This window comes from Pseudoalteromonas sp. c7(2019) (assembly GCF_011378625.1).
Taxonomy (GTDB): Bacteria; Pseudomonadota; Gammaproteobacteria; order Enterobacterales; family Alteromonadaceae; genus Pseudoalteromonas; species Pseudoalteromonas arctica.
In genome coordinates this window covers 194458-209076 of the sequence record NZ_WTKS01000009.1, presented here as the reverse complement: position 1 = coordinate 209076, position 14619 = coordinate 194458, and the positions used below count along the sequence as shown (strand labels likewise).

At 39.6% G+C, this 14619-nt stretch carries 9 protein-coding genes and 11 tRNA genes; 3 read left to right on the top strand and 17 right to left on the bottom strand.

Annotated elements, in window-relative coordinates; all coding sequences use genetic code 11:
- Nucleotides 1–987: 987 nt before the first annotated feature.
- From GQR38_RS12285 to GQR38_RS12215, 15 genes are all read right to left on the bottom strand, one after another.
- Nucleotides 988–1074 (bottom strand) — tRNA-Leu (locus GQR38_RS12285).
- 38 nt (nt 1075–1112) lie between these two features.
- A tRNA-Cys gene (locus tag GQR38_RS12280) sits at nt 1113–1186 on the bottom strand.
- Nucleotides 1187–1205: 19 nt separating this feature from the next.
- A tRNA-Gly gene (locus tag GQR38_RS12275) sits at nt 1206–1281 on the bottom strand.
- Nucleotides 1282–1330: 49 nt separating this feature from the next.
- Nucleotides 1331–1417: transfer RNA gene (locus GQR38_RS12270), tRNA-Leu, on the bottom strand.
- A 39-nt stretch (nt 1418–1456) separates the two neighbouring features.
- A tRNA-Gly gene (locus GQR38_RS12265) sits at nt 1457–1532 on the bottom strand.
- A 64-nt stretch (nt 1533–1596) separates the two neighbouring features.
- Nucleotides 1597–1683 (bottom strand) — tRNA-Leu (locus GQR38_RS12260).
- A 38-nt stretch (nt 1684–1721) separates the two neighbouring features.
- A tRNA-Cys gene (locus tag GQR38_RS12255) sits at nt 1722–1795 on the bottom strand.
- Nucleotides 1796–1814: 19 nt separating this feature from the next.
- Nucleotides 1815–1890 (bottom strand) — tRNA-Gly (locus GQR38_RS12250).
- Nucleotides 1891–1954: 64 nt separating this feature from the next.
- Nucleotides 1955–2041: transfer RNA gene (locus GQR38_RS12245), tRNA-Leu, on the bottom strand.
- A 37-nt stretch (nt 2042–2078) separates the two neighbouring features.
- Nucleotides 2079–2152 (bottom strand) — tRNA-Cys (locus GQR38_RS12240).
- A 32-nt stretch (nt 2153–2184) separates the two neighbouring features.
- Nucleotides 2185–2260: transfer RNA gene (locus GQR38_RS12235), tRNA-Gly, on the bottom strand.
- Nucleotides 2261–2472: 212 nt separating this feature from the next.
- Nucleotides 2473–3018, bottom strand: a complete 546-nt coding sequence (pgsA, locus tag GQR38_RS12230; protein WP_032827134.1) for a CDP-diacylglycerol--glycerol-3-phosphate 3-phosphatidyltransferase — start codon at nt 3016–3018, stop codon at nt 2473–2475.
- Between the two features lie 42 nt (nt 3019–3060).
- Nucleotides 3061–4884, bottom strand: a complete 1824-nt coding sequence (gene uvrC / locus GQR38_RS12225; RefSeq protein WP_021032122.1) for an excinuclease ABC subunit UvrC — start codon at nt 4882–4884, stop codon at nt 3061–3063.
- A 9-nt stretch (nt 4885–4893) separates the two neighbouring features.
- Nucleotides 4894–5544 carry a UvrY/SirA/GacA family response regulator transcription factor gene (uvrY, locus tag GQR38_RS12220; protein WP_002963136.1) on the bottom strand — a complete coding sequence of 217 codons (651 nt, stop codon included), beginning with the start codon at nt 5542–5544 and terminating at the stop codon, nt 4894–4896.
- A gap of 108 nt (nt 5545–5652) precedes the next feature.
- Nucleotides 5653–6804, bottom strand: a complete 1152-nt coding sequence (locus GQR38_RS12215; RefSeq protein ID WP_007587010.1) for a dicarboxylate/amino acid:cation symporter — start codon at nt 6802–6804, stop codon at nt 5653–5655.
- 362 nt (nt 6805–7166) lie between these two features.
- On the opposite strand from GQR38_RS12215, the gene cysK reads away from it, so the two are divergent.
- Nucleotides 7167–8135, top strand: coding sequence for a cysteine synthase A (cysK, locus tag GQR38_RS12210; RefSeq protein ID WP_002963138.1), 969 nt, complete (start codon nt 7167–7169; stop codon nt 8133–8135).
- A 142-nt stretch (nt 8136–8277) separates the two neighbouring features.
- A complete protein-coding gene (locus GQR38_RS12205) occupies nt 8278–8712 on the top strand; it encodes a hypothetical protein (protein ID WP_007587009.1) in 435 nt (144 codons plus the stop codon).
- A 341-nt stretch (nt 8713–9053) separates the two neighbouring features.
- On the opposite strand, the gene GQR38_RS12200 is transcribed toward GQR38_RS12205, so the two are convergent.
- On the bottom strand, nt 9054–11330 hold the full coding sequence (locus tag GQR38_RS12200) for an acyl-CoA dehydrogenase (protein ID WP_010555304.1): 2277 nt from the start codon (nt 11328–11330) through the stop codon (nt 9054–9056).
- Between the two features lie 167 nt (nt 11331–11497).
- On the opposite strand from GQR38_RS12200, the gene GQR38_RS12195 reads away from it, so the two are divergent.
- The gene (locus GQR38_RS12195; RefSeq protein ID WP_165722918.1) at nt 11498–13345 is read left to right on the top strand and encodes a M2 family metallopeptidase; all 1848 of its coding nucleotides are present in this window, start codon (nt 11498–11500) and stop codon (nt 13343–13345) included.
- Nucleotides 13346–13412: 67 nt separating this feature from the next.
- On the opposite strand, the gene GQR38_RS12190 is transcribed toward GQR38_RS12195, so the two are convergent.
- Complete coding sequence (locus tag GQR38_RS12190; RefSeq protein WP_165722919.1) at nt 13413–14216, bottom strand: putative porin; 804 nt, start codon at nt 14214–14216, stop codon at nt 13413–13415.
- Between the last annotated feature and the right edge of the window lie 403 nt (nt 14217–14619).

Sequence of the window (14619 nt, the reverse complement as noted above, 5' to 3'; positions counted from 1 at the left end):
CCTCGTTCAGTCAACCCAAGACCACAGCGGTACGCTAGAAATAAAAAAGCCGTCCACCTTAAGTGAACGGCATTAGAGCTACGGCTCGCTTTTTTAGTTCTAAAAATAAAAAGTCCTGACACATAGCACTCGATCATTTATAAGTAAAAGCTGTTACGGACGATAAGAACTGTATAGACATTATCTGATTATCAGCCTAGATAAGACAACCTACAAAAACAGATGCTTAATGCCCACAGCTCTGCATTATGCATAAGCACTTTATTGTTTACCTATTTGAAGTTCTCACCATAACTCTAGACTTACTCTTACCCGCGATTTTTAACTTCCAATGAGCATGTGTTAGTAACCAATTCGACAACTATACCAACCTGCATAAATCTCTGAGTAATTTAACGAATTAAATTGCACTATAACGTCGTTAAAAATTTTTATTTAGAACACTAGATACAAAAATTTTTGCCTAAATCTAGCGTAATTTCCTTAACCTTAAATAGACCCCATATATAAGCAGATTGGTATTACTTTATGCTACCAGCACATAGGTGTTTGAACTTTGCTTTCAAGGTTATTTGCTCTCGAGGTGTAGATTGCTTTACTGTTTTGAATTTTTTAAAGCTAATGGCCTACTTTACTGGTTGGTATCATAAGTCTATGACGCTTAGTTCAGTTCAAAGTGTATTCATTAGCATTAAGTACTGTGTGTCGCTAAGGATTGCATGGCTGGTTTATTTGAGGCGCTATAGGATTGGGTTTGGAAATATTACATTATGCTTACTCATATATATCTTTAATACGATAGATATACAAACTCTCAATGAACTATCACACAACGCTATTATTGGGTAGACCATGCATAAAATAGTGCATATCAAGATAATATAAATCATAGAAAACATAAAAATGATAAATCAGGATTTTTACCGGATATTTTATAGATATTAGAAGATTTATTAGATTTTTTAAGCAGAGCGCTTAATAAAGAGATGGTGCCCGAGGCCGGACTTGAACCGGCACGACTTGTTAGTCGAGGGATTTTAAATCCCTTGTGTCTACCAATTCCACCACTCGGGCATCGAGTTTGCTAATTAAAGCGTGTGGAGTAAATTATATGGAGGCGGAACCCGGAGTCGAACCGAGGTAAACGGATTTGCAATCCGGTGCATGGCCACTCTGCCATTCCGCCTAAATGTATCCAGATAATTTGGAGCGGTACACGAGGCTCGAACTCGTGACCTCGACCTTGGCAAGGTCGCGCTCTACCAACTGAGCTAGTACCGCAAAATACTGTTTTATCAACTTCAAATCATCTTGGTAAAATAATTTAAAGTGGTGCCCGAGGCCGGACTTGAACCGGCACGACTTGTTAGTCGAGGGATTTTAAATCCCTTGTGTCTACCAATTCCACCACTCGGGCATCGAGTTTGCTATTAAAAGCAAGTGGATAAAACTAATATGGAGCGGTACACGAGGCTCGAACTCGTGACCTCGACCTTGGCAAGGTCGCGCTCTACCAACTGAGCTAGTACCGCATCATATTAATTCTAAATTAACCATTTTACAAATTACACTTGGTAATGTAATTAAACCACAAAGTGGTGCCCGAGGCCGGACTTGAACCGGCACGACTTGTTAGTCGAGGGATTTTAAATCCCTTGTGTCTACCAATTCCACCACTCGGGCATCGAGTTTGCTAATTAAAGCGTGTGGAGTAAATTATATGGAGGCGGAACCCGGAGTCGAACCGAGGTAAACGGATTTGCAATCCGGTGCATGGCCACTCTGCCATTCCGCCTAAATGTATCCAGCTAATATGGAGCGGTACACGAGGCTCGAACTCGTGACCTCGACCTTGGCAAGGTCGCGCTCTACCAACTGAGCTAGTACCGCATCATATTAATTCTAAATTAACCATTTTACAAATTACACTTGGTAATGTAATTAAACCACAAAGTGGTGCCCGAGGCCGGACTTGAACCGGCACGACTTGTTAGTCGAGGGATTTTAAATCCCTTGTGTCTACCAATTCCACCACTCGGGCATCGAGTTTGCTAATTAAAGCGTGTGGAGTGTTGAAATGGAGGCGGAACCCGGAGTCGAACCGAGGTAAACGGATTTGCAATCCGGTGCATGGCCACTCTGCCATTCCGCCCCAATACTGGAGTAATAACCTTGAGATAAACTTGGAGCGGTACACGAGGCTCGAACTCGTGACCTCGACCTTGGCAAGGTCGCGCTCTACCAACTGAGCTAGTACCGCATTTTATTTATCAGTTATTTGAATTAGCACATGATGATTTATGTGAACATTCAGGTAACTGATTAATTACCGTTTTGTTTATCTCGGGGGCTATGCCCTCTCAACACGGACGCATTCTACAGAGATTATTAAACGCGTCAATACAAAAAATGCTAGTTTTGAACTGTTTGCTTGTTTTTTATCTAAAACGGTGCGTTATTATACATTTAGAGTCAATTTTTAGTCAATTCCCCCCATGCTGCACGTAAATATTGCATCATAGAACTCAAGGTTAAAAAGGTCGCAATGTACAGTAGTCCAAAACTTAAATAGTTCATCCACGTATCATATTGCCAAATCAAACCGATAATGGCTAACATTTGTGCAGCCGTCTTTATTTTACCCATATTTGATACAGCTACATTACCACGCTTACCCTGCTCTGCCATCCATTCACGAAGTGCAGATATGATAATTTCACGGCTTATTATAATAAGAGCAGGTATTGTCATATACATTGACTGGTACTGATCAGATAACGCTACAAGTGCAGCACATACCATTACTTTGTCAGCAACAGGATCTAAAAAAGCACCAAAAGGAGTTGATTGCTCAAGCTTTCTTGCCAAATAACCGTCTAATATATCGGTGATCGATGCAAGCCAAAAAATAAAGGCGGCAGCAAAAAAAGCCCAGCTATAAGGCAAATAAAATATCACCAAAAAAACGGGGATAAGAAAAAGTCTAAATGTTGTGAGTGTGTTTGGAATATTCCACATAACTACTTGGATATGTCTTTTTTGCTATATTCGCATGTAGGGCTAGCCCTTGTCATGCAAATGGTTAAATATCTTCTCAGCCATGTCAGGGCTGATCCCAGGAACTTTCTTTAACTGTTCTATATTAGCAGCTTTTACACCCTGCATGCCCCCTAAATATTTTAATAATGTTTGGCGACGCTTAGAACCTACTCCATTTATTTCTTCTAGTAGTGATTGTGTACGTTGTTTTTGTCGTTTATTACGATGCCCTGCAATAGCAAAACGGTGAGACTCATCACGTATATGCTGAATCAAATGAAGCGCAGGCGCATCTGAATCCATCGGAATGGTTTTGCGTCCACCATCAATCAATAGTGTTTCAAGACCGGGTTTACGACTCGTTCCTTTTGCAACACCGACTAATAAAGGCATTTTAGTGTGCGGCCAATTAGAAAAGTACTGCTCAGCGCGTCCTAACTGCCCCTTACCGCCATCAATAAAGATAACGTCTGGAATTTTGTCTTCGTCTACTAACTTGTTATAGCGCTTGTTAAGTGCAAATTCCATTGCAGCATAATCATCGCCACCTGTAATACCTGTTACGTTGTAGCGCCTATACTCTTTTGTATTTGGGCCTTGTGAGTCAAATACAACACAACTTGCAACGGTGTTCTCCCCCATGGTGTGGCTTATATCAAAACACTCCATTCGGGTAATATCGTCAAGTCGCAGTGTTGCTTTTAATTGTGCATAACGTTTATTAATAGAGTCTTGGGTACTTTGTTTAACCGCAATACTGTTTAATGCATTTTTATTGGCCAGTTGTAAGTATTGCGCACGCTCACCACGAGTGACCACTTTAAGGATTACTTTGCGCTCACTTATTTGTGTAAGCGCTTCGCCGAGTGCCCCGCTCTCTTCTATTTCAAACGGTAATATGATTTCTTTTGCAATACGCCCTGTTGCTCCTGGCGCTAAATAGTACTGTCCTAAAAATGAAGTCAATATTTCTTGCTCACTCGAATCTTTAGGTACTTTTGGAAAATAGGTTTTACTACCCAGTACTTTATGATCGCGGATCATTAATAAATGAATGCCGTTTAACCCGTTTAAATGCGCAAAACCGACAACATCCATTTCTGCAAAGTTGCCAGAAATAGACTGTTGCTCCTGCATTTTACGAAGTAGCATTATTTGGTCGCGAACTTTTGCCGCCAATTCAAAGTTTAATTGCAGGCTGGCTGCTTCCATTTTTTTTATTAAATCAGCAATAACTTCGTGAGATTTACCCGTTAAAAATTTACGAACATAGTCAACTTGCTCACTGTAATCATCATCAGTTACTTTATTTACACATGGAGCTGAGCAACGTTTAAGTTGATATTGCAGACACGGGCGACTTCTTGCGCGGTAATAAGCATCTTCACATTGACGAACAGGAAATATTTTTTGCATTAAGCGCAAGCTTTCAGATACCGCTCCTGCGCTTGGGAAAGGCCCAAAGTACTCACCTTTAATTTTACGACTGCCACGATGAAATGCTAAACGAGGGTGTTTATGGCTAGTGAGTAAAATATAGGGGTACGACTTATCGTCGCGTAATAATATGTTGTACCGAGGCTGATATTTTTTTATTAGATTATTTTCAAGCAGCAGCGCTTCGGTTTCAGTATTGGTGAGGGTGACTTCAATGTTACAAATATTACTCACTAAAACGCGTGTTTTGCTATCGGTAATGTTACTTCTAAAGTAACTGCTCACACGCTTTTTTAGATGCTTTGCTTTACCAACATAAATAACTTGGTTGTCACTATCAAGCATGCGGTATACGCCCGGCTCACTTGATAGCGTTTTGAGAAAATGTACGTGATCGAATTCAGACATAAATTATAGTTAGTACGAAACGTCTATATCAATCATTTTATGACGAATAGCTAAATGGGTAAGCTCAACATCACCACCTACATTTAACTTTTCAAACATACGGTAACGATAGCTATTTACTGTTTTAGAGCTTAAATTTAAGCGTTCAGCTATATTTTGTGCTTTTTCACCTTTGGTGATCATAAGCATAATTTGCAGTTCGCGCTCAGATAAACTCTGAAAAGGGTTTTCATCTGTGCGGCCTGTCACTTGTGCAAGCGCTATCTGCTGTGCAATTTCAGGTGCAATGTAACGCTGACCAGCATGAACACAACGAATGGCACGAACCATTTCGTCAGAGCCTGCACCTTTAGTTAAAAAGCCATGTGCACCAATTTGCATTACCTTGCTCGGAAACGGGTCTTCACAATTAACAGTAAGCACAATAATTTTTACATCTGGGCAGTAACGACAAATCTTTTTAGTCGCTTCTAATCCGCCCATGCCTGGCATATTCATATCCATTAATACTATGTTTGGCGCATGCTGACGACAAAACTGTACAGCCTCTTCGCCAGTTTTAGCTTCGCCAATTACTTTAAACCCTCGTACGTCATCAAGAATACGCTTGATTCCTGTTCGTACAAGTTCATGGTCATCAACTAAAAGTACATTAATCAATGGAACATCCTCACTTACCTAACAACATGCAATTTAATTAAATTAATTTGCCACAGTAACATACATAAAGCGAAACAATAATTAATATTATTGCCTCGCTCTAATAGTTTAAGATGACGATTTTTCGCTAAATCTGTCAACCCATAACGCAATGATACCATCACCCGTTACATTACACGCAGTACCAAAGCTATCTTGTGCTAAATAAAGTGCAATCATTAATGCAACAGCACCTTCATTAAACCCAAGCATGCTTGTTAATAAACCAAGCGCCGACATGACTGCACCACCTGGCGCACCCGGTGCTGCAATCATTACTACACCTAACATCATAATAAACGGTAGCATACCCATTAATGAAGGAACTTCCATGCTTGGCGATAAAAACATAACAGCCATTGCACAGGTTACTATAGTGATAGTTGAGCCAGATAAGTGAATAGTCGCGCAAAGTGGCACTGTAAAGTTAGCTACATCTTCTTTAACGTTATTTGCTTTACTTGATTGAAGCGATACTGGAATCGTTGCTGCACTTGACATAGTACCTAACGCTGTAAAGTAAGCTGGTAGCATATTTTTAACTAATTCGATTGGATTACGTTTTAACAATATACCTGTCGCTATATATAAAACACTTAGCCATAACCAGTGCATAACAAGCGCTGCTATTAAAACTACGCCAAATGTTTGCAACGTATCTACCACAGTGCCTGCTACCGTCATTTCGGCAAATACGCCAGCAATGTAAAATGGTAAAGCTGGAATAATTACTTTCGATAATAACCCGTCCACTACATCACGACCCTGATCAGACACCTTTTTAAGCGTATCAAGTTCTAGTTGGCTCATGCCTATACCAAATACAAAAGCAGTCACTAATGCGGTCATTACACCCATCAGAGGTGGAATTTCTAAATCAATAAAACTACCTATTTCAGTAGCAACTTCTGCTTCAAACGTAATACCACCGCTTAAAAACGGAATTACGGCACTCACTAATAAAAATGCAAGCGTACCGGCAATAATGGTAGAGCTGTAAGCAAACCCGACTGTTTTACCAAGTAAGTGACCAGACCCTTTTGGTAGGCCAGCAATACCCGATGCAATAAAAAATAAAATGATAAGAGGGATGGTAAAGGAGATAATTTGACCAATCAGCTCTTTTACTGTGAATAAAAGTTCAACACCAGTGATAGGTACGTAGAGTCCGACTAAGATACCGGCCACAATACCGGCAATTAATTTTAATATTAACTTCATTGTGATTGCTTAATTGAATTTAGATACGTGTTTTTATCATGTTTTAGATGCATTGTGTGATAAAACTATTCAAGTTACATTCATATGCACAAATAACGAACAAATACAGCTTGTTCCAATGCTCTTTTGAACATTTTTTGACTAAACGAGTTTTTACTCTTTAAATTTCAAATTAAGCCCGCACCTATAATAACTAAAGCACCGTTAATAATTGATTTTTATTTCGGCTGGTTATAAGCCCAATAGATATATGTTATAGCCAAACTTTACTTTAGTTTTTTTAAACTCACAGTAAAGTGTGTTTATATAGTTAGTAGCAAAGGCTATTAACACGTTGATCAGATTGCATCCAAAGGAACATTATGTCTACTATTTTTGAAGATAACTCACTAAGCATCGGTAATACACCGCTGGTAAAACTTAACCGTGTTACAGGTGGGAATGTATACGCTAAAGTTGAATCTCGTAACCCAAGCTTTAGTATCAAATGCCGCATTGGTGCATCGATGATTTGGGAAGCTGAAAAGTCAGGTCAGCTTGTTGAAGGTAAAGAACTTATAGAACCAACATCGGGGAACACCGGTATTGCACTTGCATTTGTTGCAGCAGCACGTGGTTACAAGTTAACGCTTACTATGCCAAACACCATGAGCCTAGAACGTCGCAAGCTATTAAAAGCATTAGGTGCAAATCTAGTACTTACCGACGGTGCTAAAGGTATGAATGGCGCAATTGAAAAAGCAAAAGAAATTCAAGCAACAGCACCTGATAAGTATATTTTATTACAACAATTCGAAAACCCTGCAAACCCAAAAATTCACTTTGAAACAACAGGCCCTGAAATTTACGATGCGCTTGACGGCAAAGTAGACTTTTTTGTAGCCGGTGTAGGTACTGGTGGTACTATTACAGGTGTTAGCCGCTACCTTAAAACAGAAAAAGGTTTAAACGTTAAGTCTATTGCTGTTGAGCCAACTAACTCTCCTGTTATTAGCCAAACGCTTGCCGGTGAAGAAATTAAACCTGGCCCTCATAAAATCCAAGGTATTGGTGCTGGCTTTATCCCTGGCAACTTAGATATGGACTTAATTGATGGTGCCGAGCTTGTATCTAACGAAGACGCAATTGCAATGGCGCATCAGTTAATGAAAAAAGAAGGTATTTTAGTCGGTATTTCGTCAGGTGCTGCGGTTGTTGCAGCTAAGCGAATTGCTGAAAAACCTGAAAACGCAGATAAAAATATTGTTGTTATCCTACCTAGTGCAACTGAGCGTTACTTATCAAGCCCAATGTTTGATGAAGAATTTAGTGAGCAAGAGCTAGTACAATAAGTAATTTTAAGATTTTTAAAAGGATGCTTTAGGCATCCTTTTTTATTATTTATTATCCAATTTTCTATTTATTGCCCCCCATACCTTTACATCTTCCTAGATAAACCACACACTTTAAAAAAACTAATTAATAATAACTAATATGAAAAAAATCACGAGTTTATTAAGTTTGGTTATCTGTTTATTTTTATCAGCCTGTGGAGACGATACCAAAACACTTGGCGACACTCCTGGCGATACAGCAACCGCTTATTTTGATGCGCTTTATAACCAGCAAGACCTTCAAAAAGCCAGCACCATGGCAACACCCAATCTTACGCGCATCATGAAATCCTACGGCACTGCAAAACAGTTTTCCCGTAACTTAGTAAATATGCAATATGATGAAGTAACCATTGAAGTTGATATGACCAATATGAGCATCCGTGAACAATACGGTGATAACGCCAAAATAAACCTTATTTTTACCGGCTATTTAAATGGTGATAAAATTGACGAAATGCGCAGTGTAAAAATGCTTCGTAAAAAGGGCAAATGGTACATAGATAAAATAGTTGCCGACCCTTACGCTCGTTAAAATAAATGAATTAAACATAAAAAGGCCTTACATTTGTAAGGCCTTTTTCGTTTTAGCAGGGCGTGTTGATCTTTGTGGATTGAAATTTGTTCAATCTAGGGGCGATTTAATCGCGGCGCGAGGTTTGTAACCTAGTGGGCTAAGTAAAAACCGAGCAACAAAGAGTTAATCGTCCCTAGAAAGAACCCAAAGGGCAGCGCATGTTTGGCATTTATGCTGCGTTATCGCCTATTTATGGGGAATAACCACACTACATAGGCTCTGCCTTGCCTAAAAACCAAACAGTCTGCTGCAAATTCAACCACGAAAGGTCAACACGCCCTAGTATTTAAAATACTGCGCTACAGCTCACCTGGTTGAAAATTATCAACTGCAATGGCTTTCTTTCGTAACTTATTAGCGTGATGCATTGCATCAGCATCCGTTTGCTCTAACAACTTATTTTCAAGCGCATAATTTATAGCACCTTCAATATCAAGCGTTGCAGGCACACTGCCCTTACGCTGCCATTGTTTTAGATCTTTAAACTGCGCCTGCATATCATGCATAGCTAAAAATGCGCTTTCCATGACCCCTGTACCTGCATTTTCATCTACATAACATAAATGCGTTAAGCGGTTTCTAAATACACCCGGTTGAGTCATACGCTCACAAATACTTTGTGCAATTTCATCACTTGGTCTGTGGTAATGATTTCCAAGCGGGAAGACGATACGTTTAAGGGTAAAATTAACAACCGGATTTGAAAAGTTTTTAAAGAAGCCATTAAACGCTTGGCCAATTTCAAATAATGAGTTCTCAATAGCATATTTTACAAATGGTAAATCAGCTTGTTGGCGCCCTTCGTCTTCATAACGTTTTAAAACAGTTGATGCTAAGTACAAATGACTTAATACATCACCCAAACGTGCCGATATCATTTCTTTTCGTTTAAGCTCACCGCCAAGCATTAACATAGCCACGTCTGTGCAAATAGCTAAGCCTCGGCTCATTCTGCTCAGTTGCTTATAATAAACAGCCGTTTCACCACCTACAGGCGCTTTAGCAAAATAACTACGTGTTAAGCCATGCACAAATGCCATACCTGCATTACTTGCTGCAAATATTATATGGTTCATTAATAAACCATCAAATTGTTCAAGTGCTGCGTCGTCATCTTCCATTGCAGCGGCTTCCATTTCTTTTAAAACAAATGGATGACAGCGTGTTGCACCTTGGCCAAATATCATTAAGTTACGCGTTAAAATATTTGCGCCTTCAACCGTAATTGATACTGGAATACCCATATAGCCATGCGCCAAATAGTTATTAGGCCCTACTTGAATTCCTTTACCTGAATGAATATCCATTGCATCATTCATTACCGTACGACCCATTTCAGTCATATGGTATTTAGCAATCGCTGTTACAACCGACGGGCTTAATTTTAAATCAATCGCACCTGCGGTCATTAATCTGCATGACTCAAGTGTGTAAGTTAAACCACCAATACGCGCAAGTGCCTCTTGCACGCCTTCAAATTGCCCTATAGATACACCAAACTGCTGGCGTACCATGGCATATGCCGATGTCATTTTTGAAGCTAAATGTCCAGTTGCTGCACTTAATGCTGGTAGTGATATACCACGCCCTGCACTTAAACACTCAACAAGCATTCTCCAGCCACGCCCTGCACACTCTTGACCACCAATGATCCAGTCCAGTGGTATAAATACATCTTTACCGTAAGTCGTACCATTCATGAAGGCCATATTAAGCGGATAATGACGCTCACCCGTTTCGACACCCGGATGATCGGTTGGTATTAGAGCACATGTAATGCCTAGCTCTTTCTTATCACCTAATAAAGCATCAGGGTCATACATTTTAAATGCTAAGCCGAGTACAGTAGCCACGGGTGCAAGTGTAATGTAACGCTTTGACCAATTTAAACGCAGGCCCATTACTTGCTCGCCATTGTGCTCACCCATACACACCACGCCCGAATCAGGAATGCTGCCAGCATCAGAGCCCGCCTCAGGTCCCGTTAATGCAAAACAAGGAACATCTGTACCATTAGCTAAACTTGGCAGCCAACGATCTTGCTGCTCTTTAGTACCATAGTGAAGAAGTAACTCGCCCGGACCTAAGCTATTAGGCACCATAACAGTGACTGCGGCTGTTAAGCTTTTAGTCGAAATTTTTGATACTATCGTTGAATTAGCAATTGCCGAGAACTCACGACCGCCAAATTTTTCAGGAATGATCAGCGCAAAAAAACCTTCTGTTTTTAGGTAATCCCACACTTCTTTTGGTAAGTCTTTGTCTTTTTGTACAATTTGATAATCATCAAGCATCGCCAATAAGGTTTCTACTTGGTTAGCCATAAATGCGTTTTCTTTATCGCTAAGCTCTGGTTTAGGAAAGCGGTGCAGTTTTTGCCAGTCTGGGTTACCACTAAATAACTCACCATCCCACCAAACATCACCTGCTTCCATCGCCTCTCGCTCTGTTTGCGATAATGGCGGAAGCACCTTTTTGAACATTTTAAACGTAGGACGACTAATCAAGTTTAGGCGAATATCTTTAACCGCAAAAATAACCACCACCACGACCAGCAATATTATAAATATTAACATGCGCACATTCCTTACACATTGAATGAAAATAGTAACTTAATTATGACCCATCTTAATTTAAATACAATCATTGCACGACGAGTCGTGAGCCTTAACGCATTCATTTTATTGTTTTAAACATCACTGCTATTATCAACGTTTTAATAACAATAAATTAAAGGAATAGCATGACCCCCTTTCGATTTAAACTAAGTATGAGCGCCTTAATGGTAGCAAGTACTCTTGCTTTAACAGCCTGCGATGCGCAAGTAACGATAGACACTACCAATTCAGCACACACTAAAAAAGCTGTAACAGCTAAAGATGCAAATACATTTATAACAAACACAGAAAAAGAACTAAGTGCACTTTATTTAGAATCGAGCCGTGCAGAATGGATTTACGCAAACTTTATTACTCATGATACGTCGGCTCTATCGGCTGAAGTTAACCGTAAAATGACCGAAACAGTCGTGCGTTTAGCAAATGAAGCTGCAAAATACGACGAACTAGAGCTTGATTACGATGCTCGCCGTAAGCTTGATAAACTAAAACTAGCACTTACACTTCCTGCCCCACAAGACGCTGATAAAACAGCACAACTTTCACAAATTGTCGCAGAGCTTGGCGGGCTATACGGTAAAGGTGAATACTGTAAAGAAGACGGCACCTGTTTAAGCCTTGGCGACATGACTTCAAAAATGGCCACCAGCCGAGATTACAACGAACTACTTGATTTATGGCAAGGCTGGCGTCAAATATCAAAACCAATGCGCTCACTTTACGAGCAACAAGTAGTGCTGACCAACGAAGGTGCAAAGGAGCTTGGTTATGCCGATACGGGCGCTATGTGGCGCAGTAAATACGATATGCCTGCTGATGACTTCACCACCGAGCTTGACCGTATTTGGGGCCAAGTTAAACCACTGTATAACTCGCTACACTGTCATGTTCGCGCAAAGTTAGGTGAAAAGTACGGCACCGACAAAGTACCTCAAGATCAGCCAATACCAGCGCACTTACTTGGTAATATGTGGGCGCAAGCATGGGGTAATATTTACGATGTAGTTGCACCAGAAAACGCCGATCCGGGTTACGACGTAACCGAGTTATTAGCTCAAAATAATTACGACGAACTTAAAATGGTAAAAGGGGCTGAAAACTTTTTTACCTCAATGGGTTTTGACGCACTACCAGAGACATTTTACGAGCGTTCACTGTTTGTAAAACCAAAAGACAGAGATGTGCAGTGTCATGCATCAGCATGGAATATCGATAGCAAAGACGATTTACGCATTAAAATGTGTATTCAGCGCACAGGCGAAGAGTTTTCAGTTATTCACCATGAATTAGGTCATAACTTTTATCAACGCGCATATAATAAGCAGCCTTTATTTTATCAAGAAAGTGCAAACGATGGTTTTCATGAAGCCATTGGTGACACCATTGCCTTATCGGTTACACCGGGTTACTTAAAAGAAATCGGCTTACTTGAACAAGTACCTGATGAATCTAAAGATATTGGTTTATTAATGAAAATGGCACTTGATAAAGTCGCCTTTGTGCCGTTTAGCTTAATGGTTGATCAGTGGCGCTGGCAGGTATTTTCAGGGGAAGTAGCACCGGAAAATTACAATAAAGCATGGTGGGAACTACGTGAAAAATACCAAGGAGTGCAAGCTCCTATCGCACGTAGCGAAAATGATTTTGATCCGGGTGCTAAGTACCACGTTCCGGGTAACACGCCTTATACACGTTACTTTTTAGCGCATATTTTGCAATTTGAGTTTCATCGCAGCTTATGTGAAATTGCCGGTAACGATAAAGCCATTCATCGCTGCTCTATTTATAACTCAAAAGAAGCAGGGGATAAGCTAAACGCTATGCTTGAAATGGGTTCGTCTCGCCCTTGGCAAGAGGCGCTTGAAACTGTAACAGGTAAGCCGCAAATGGATGCAACAGCAATGCTCGATTACTTTGCACCATTACAAACATATTTAGATAAACAAAACGAAGGCCGCAACTGCGGCTGGTAAATAGCGCTGAACAAAAAGCCCGCTCAAATGAGCGGGCTTTTTATTCATATTCTAATTTTCTGTTAAATTAGAACTGTAAGCTTACATTTGCAAAGTAAGCATCATAATCAGAATCATCCCAGTTATTGCCGTAACCTGCTTTTAAACCAACATTGTTGTTGAAAAAGTGTTGGCCACCAAGAGTGTAGTCATCATTTTTATTAACTGTAACAAACACCGATGTTGCTTTGCTGAAATAGTAGTTAGATGCTAATTCCCAGTTACTTGAACCGCCATCAACATCTTCAAACTTACCTTCAACAGTCAAGTAGTTACCTTGCTGTAAATCAACAAAGTACTTAGCTGCTACTGCACGGTAATCAAACTCATCATCTGCTGTTACTGTAAAGCCGATATAATCAGTGCTGTTTAACTGATGGTTATATGCTAAGTCAAACACAAACTGATTGTCAGCATCTTCGAAATCTACAAACGTTGCTTTTAATACAAGGTTTGGGTTAAAGAAGTAACCAGCTGAAAGTTCAATTACATCCGTGCTTGAGCCAAAATCACTATCGAAATTATTGTACTGTGCACCTAATACAAAATCTTCTACAAAATACTCACCGCCAATGCTAGTAACATCTCCAAGATCATTATCACTGTATGCACCATAAACATTTGTTTGCTTATTGATGTATTCAAATTGATCGTAAGGACCTAAAGTCGCTTTTGGAGAAAAATAATATGTTGAGTCAACACTTACTGTGTCATCACCATCTACGTCCACATATCCTACATGGCTGATTGATTGGTAAGTATCTGCGGCTATTGCAGTGGTTGCAGCACTTGATAATAAAATGCTCGAAATGATAACGGCTAATTTTTTCATTTTAAATTCCCTATAAATATTACTTTTTATGCCTCAGCTGTCTAGCCAAAGTCGGGGCGCATCCTAACGCCAAAAAAATGAACAAAAACTGAATAAAAGGTCAGATTAAACTCAGTGGAATTGTAATAATTTATACGTAAATGTAAATACAAAGTATCTGCCAAATCTACAAGACAATATCATGTCATCATTTAAATTTAAAAAGTAACAAATGCGGTACAAACTGTCGCTAAATTGAACACAACTTAATTATTCGATAAATCTCATCAATATAATTTCCTCTCACTAAATTTTTCTAATTTCTCAAAAAATTACTCTGTTTAATTCATTATTTCTGTATTTATAATGAAAAATAGGTTTGTATCAGTGCATATTTTTATCTGTTTTTTTCCAATAACCATTG